The organism is Streptomyces sp. FH025, from assembly GCF_017427025.1.
Classification (GTDB): Bacteria; Actinomycetota; Actinomycetes; order Streptomycetales; family Streptomycetaceae; genus Kitasatospora.
Genome location: NZ_JAFLNG010000764.1, coordinates 1 through 3458, shown reverse-complemented (window position 1 = coordinate 3458; position 3458 = coordinate 1). Strand labels below are relative to the sequence as shown.

The 3458-nt window shown below is 72.3% G+C and carries 5 protein-coding genes; all 5 read right to left on the bottom strand.

The window, feature by feature from the left end; translation table 11 throughout:
- Window positions 1–253: 253 nt before the first annotated feature.
- The 5 genes from J0670_RS33460 to J0670_RS33440 are packed head-to-tail and all read right to left on the bottom strand — an operon-like array spanning window position 254 to window position 3438.
- Complete coding sequence (locus tag J0670_RS33460; protein ID WP_207815991.1) at window positions 254–1114, bottom strand: hypothetical protein; 861 nt, start codon at window positions 1112–1114, stop codon at window positions 254–256.
- Window positions 1111–1377 carry a phosphopantetheine-binding protein gene (locus J0670_RS33455; protein WP_207815989.1) on the bottom strand — a complete coding sequence of 89 codons (267 nt, stop codon included), beginning with the start codon at window positions 1375–1377 and terminating at the stop codon, window positions 1111–1113. Before J0670_RS33455 ends, J0670_RS33460 begins: the two co-directional genes overlap by 4 nt.
- Complete coding sequence (locus J0670_RS33450) at window positions 1377–2363, bottom strand: 3-oxoacyl-[acyl-carrier-protein] synthase III C-terminal domain-containing protein (RefSeq protein WP_207815986.1); 987 nt, start codon at window positions 2361–2363, stop codon at window positions 1377–1379. Before J0670_RS33450 ends, J0670_RS33455 begins: the two co-directional genes overlap by 1 nt.
- On the bottom strand, window positions 2363–3184 hold the full coding sequence (locus J0670_RS33445; RefSeq protein ID WP_207815985.1) for an SAM-dependent methyltransferase: 822 nt from the start codon (window positions 3182–3184) through the stop codon (window positions 2363–2365). Before J0670_RS33445 ends, J0670_RS33450 begins: the two co-directional genes overlap by 1 nt.
- Before the next feature lie 20 nt (window positions 3185–3204).
- Window positions 3205–3438: an acyl carrier protein gene (locus J0670_RS33440; RefSeq protein WP_207815983.1), complete on the bottom strand. Its 234-nt coding sequence runs from the start codon at window positions 3436–3438 to the stop codon at window positions 3205–3207.
- Window positions 3439–3458: the final 20 nt, after the last annotated feature.

Sequence of the window (3458 nt, the reverse complement as noted above, 5' to 3'; positions counted from 1 at the left end):
GCCGAGCCGGGTGACGACCCCCCAGATCGCCCGTTGCCCCCAGGTGGCCGGTCCGGTCCCGGATCGTGCGGAGTCCAGTCTGATGGTCTGCTCGTTGACCGTGGTCATCGTGTTCCAGCCTTCCCTTCGGTTGCCTCGTCCGGTGCCTGTCCAAGTCGAGCCGGGTGGAGCCGAGTCGTGTCGGCGCACGGGTGCGAGCCCGTCCGCCACGGACGGCCGTGGCGGACGGGCTCGAATCCGATCCGCAGGTCGGTCACTCCTCTCCGGCGGCGAAGAGCGCCGCGTGGCTGCGGCCGGAGCGCGGGTCGGTGTCGCACAGGACGATCCGCCGGTAGGACCGCTGCCACTCCTGCCAGTGGTCGGCCAACTCCAGCCAGAGGCTGGTGCAGTAGCTGCCCGGGGCCACCCGGTGCACCGTCGCGGCGGACTCCGGGACGTCCTCGGTGACCCAGGGGCCGAGCACCAGCAGCGTGCCGTCCTCCCCGGTCCCTCCGTTCTCCCCGGTCCCTCCGTTCTCCCCGTTCTCCCCGTTCTCCCCGGCCTCCGCGCCGAGCGCGGCCGCCGCCGACCCGGCCGAGTGCGCCCGGACGAACCGCAGCCCGGCCCCGTCGGAGGCGCCGAGGACCAGCGCCGCCGCCGAGTCGACCAGCGGGGTCTCCTGGACCAACGGGAAGGCCGTCGGCAGGGTGGTCTGCTCCAGCACCGCCAGCACCACCTCGGCGGCCCGCCCCGAGCGGTGGTACGCCGAGGCGATCCGCAGCGCGGTGAAGGGCGCGGCCAGGCCCTGCTGGCCGATCGCGAAGTTGGTCGCCCGGCCGCCGAGGCGGGAGGTGAGGTGCGGCGCGACGGCGGTGAACGGCAGCACGTCCGGCAGGGCGTGGGTGACGATCACCAGCTCCGGCCGGCTGCCGCCGACGCCGTCGTCGGCGGCGAGCAGGTCGGCGAGGTCGCGGTGGTAGACGTGCGAGCCGCGGCCCAGCAGCTCCTCGTCCGGTTTCTCCCCGAAGGGGGTCAGCAGGTCGCGGTAGTAGTCGAGCGGGACCGGGGCGTCGCCCGAGGCCCGGCCCTGCGGCGAGCGCACCGCGGTGGCGGCCCGGACGGCGAGTCCGCTCATGACAGCCCCTCCTCTCGGCGGAGTGCGAACTCGACGTAGTCGGCGAAGGTCCGCATGGTCCGCAGGTGGTCGATGTCGAGCTCCTCCGGGTCGACGGTGATCCCGGTCGCCTCCTCGACGATCATCAGCAGCCCCAGGGCGGAGAGGGAGGAGAGCTGGAGTTCGTCGAAGAGCGCGGTCTCCTCGGTGAGTCCGCTGATCGGCCGCTCCAGGACCTCGCTGAGCGCCTTCTCGATGGTGAGCAGGACTTCCTGACGGTCCATCAATCATCACCGGCCGCACGGTGGGTGATCACCATGGCGCCGAAGGTGGCGCCCAGGCCGGCCGAGACCAGCAGGTAGTGCGCGCCGTCGACCAGGCGGCCCGCCTCGCGCAGGGTGGTGTAGTTGACGAAGACGTCCGAGGCGAAGGTGTGGCTGTACACCGGGACGTTGTCCAGGAACACCTTCTCCGGGTCGATCCCGATCTCCTTGACCGTCTGCCGCCAGGCCAGCTTGTTGACGTTGTGCGGGATCACCAGGTCGACCTCGTCCAGCGTCAACCCGGCTTCTGCCACGGCCTGGTGGATCACCTCGGCGATCCGGCCGGCGTACTGCTCGCCGTACTCGGTGCTCTGCTCCGGAGTCAGCTCCAGCCACTGCGCGTACTCGCCGAGGGTCCGGGTGACGAAGGAGCGGACCACGTCGCCGTCGCCGTCCAGGGTGACCAGGCAGGAGGCCGCGGCGTCCGCCATGATCGCCGTGTTGGGGATCAGCTGGACGCTCGGCGAGTACGCCTGCTCGCCGGTGACCATCAGGGCGTACGCGCCCTCGCCGCCCTCGGCGCGCAGGAGTTCGCCGAGGATCTCGATCGCGCCGAGGCTGCTGACGCAGGCCTGGTGGCTGAGGCCGAAGGCCTCGGTGCCGGTGAGCCCGAGGTCGTCCCGGACCAGCTGGGCGACGTCCACGTCGGCGGGCGCGACGGCCTGGGTGACGTGGGCGTAGGCCAGGTAGTCCACCCGGCCGCCCTCGGGGAGGGCGGCCAGGGCGGCGCGGGCGGCCGGCCGGAGCAGGTCGACCAGCCCGAGCCCGGGATCGAACCGGAGCCGGTCGAGGCCGTAGAACTTGCGGAACACCCCGAGATCGGCGCGGCGCAGGCCGAGCCGCTCGCCGAGCTCCTCGATCCGCACGCTGCGCTCGGGCGCGTACGACTCGATCCGCTCCAGGGTGACGCGCCGTTCGGCGTGCGGTTCCCCGAGCTGAGGTCTCATCACGCGGCGATCTCGGCGCGGATCAGCCACAGCCGGTTGGCCCCGCGGCGGTTGCGCGGCTGCACGTCGTACGGCCAGCGGCCCTCGCCGGCGCCGGGCTGGCCGGGCTCGCGCAGGTCCACGGTCTTCCAGAGGTTCGCCGCGAGGAACTGCTCCGGCTCGTCGCTGCCGAAGATCCACGGGGTGCCGTCGGCGGCGAGGGTGTCCAGGAAGGGCTTGGAGAACGGGCTGCGCAGCAGCGCGCGGCCGAGGATGTCGAAGGCCAGCTGGCTGCCCGGGGCGGAGGCCGAGGCGAGCAGCCGGAGCAGGCCGGCCGCCTGCTCCTCGGTGAGGAAGAAGGTCAGCGCCTCCGCGACCCACAGGGTGGGGCGGGTGCGGTCGAAACCGGCCGCCTCCAGGGCGGGCAGCCAGTCCTGGGTGAGGTCGGCGGAGACCTCGCGCCGGTCGGTGCGCGGCTCGGCGCCGAGGGCGTCGAGGCGGCGGGCCTTCTCGGCGATCAGCGGGCCGTGGTCGACCTCGTAGAGCTCGACGCCGTCGGGCCAGTCGAGCCGGAAGGCACGGGTGTCCATGCCGGCGGCGATCAGGACGACCTGCTGGATGTCGCTGCTACCGAGGACGGTCGCGATCGCGTCGTCGAGGTACTTGGTCCGGATCGAGATGAACGGCAGCAGGCCGCCGCCGGCGTAGCGGTCGATCAGCTCGAAGCCCTTGGGGGCGGCGAGGTCGCGGGCCAGCGGGTCGACGAACAGCGCGTCCTCGCGCTCCGACTCCTGGGCGCGGGCGGCGGCCATCCACTGGGCCGTGTAGGAGACAGCGTGCATGGGGGGATCCCTCCTCGGGCTCAGGCGAAGAACGCCTTCTGGATGGTGGCCAGCGACTGGAAGTCGTCGATGTCGATGTTGTCGAAGTCGATCTCGATGCCGGCCGCGTCCTCGATCGTGTAGACCAGCTCGACGAAGGCGAGCGAGTCGACCAGGCGGCTCTCGATGATGTTGACGTCGAGGGCGAGTTCGGTGCGGCCGGGGTGACGGCCGAGGATCCAGTCGCGGACCTTGTCGATACCGGCGGAGCTCATGGCGGTTCCCTTCCGGGGCG